Source organism: Erwinia sp. OLFS4 (assembly GCF_002752165.1).
GTDB lineage: Bacteria > Pseudomonadota > Gammaproteobacteria > Enterobacterales > Enterobacteriaceae > Izhakiella.
In genome coordinates, this window is the sequence record NZ_MOMB01000088.1 from 1 (window position 1) to 814 (window position 814).

Genomic DNA, 814 nt, shown 5'->3' on the forward strand with positions numbered 1-814 from the left:
TCCGTATCCCTTACGTTATCCGGTCAGAGCCATTTTGATTTGTTTGTCTTCTTTGAATTGGAACCTCAAAGCGATCACCTTTCTGCCCTGCTTTATGGTTTCAACGGTAACAGCGAGATTGCTTTTCTCGTTCAGTTCGGCGATGGCTGGTTTTATTAGAGCCCGATTCAGTATCTTGAAATCTGAATATTTTTCGTCAAGTTCCAGCATGGAGCGGAAATCATCTAGCGCAATGGTTCTATCGCCGGTGCTGCGAAATTGTTGGAGCATCTCGTAGATGCGAATGCTATACGTGCTGGACAGGCTGGAAACGTTCTTAACCACAACACGTGTGAACTGCCCCTTGAGCTGTGTCAGGTACGGCATAATGGCGTCAGAGAACGTGATTTCGACCTTCGCTTCCCCTTTCAAATACTGCGCCCGGTACTGCACCCAGCGAAATTCCTCTCGCTTGCTTTCATCCCGGATGATAACTGACCTATCCCAAAGGCGATCAATAGCTTCCTTGAGTTTTGCCTCTGCGTGTTGTCGCCCCATGTCCGGGAAAGCTTCGTAAAGCTCTGCCGCTGTGATCGTCATCGTCTTTTGCGCTTCAGGCGATGGAGCATCAATGCCTGATTTCAAACGACTGATACAGACCAACAGGAAGCGTTGCTCTGCAAGGTAAGTCTATAACTCGCCTCAATAAGCGCGTTCGATTTGTAGGCTATCAGGTCAGACATTATGATTTTTCGCTATGGTGAATTAGTTGGATACTATTTCACTTATTTTAAAGGTGCAATGATTTTTTTACCGTTACCCTAAATCTGTGGAC

1 pseudogene is annotated in these 814 nt (G+C 46.4%); it reads right to left on the minus strand.

What is annotated here, in order from left to right:
• Positions 1–15 precede the first annotated feature (15 nt).
• Positions 16–722: pseudogene (locus BL249_RS18530) on the minus strand (replication initiation protein).
• Between the last annotated feature and the right edge of the window lie 92 nt (positions 723–814).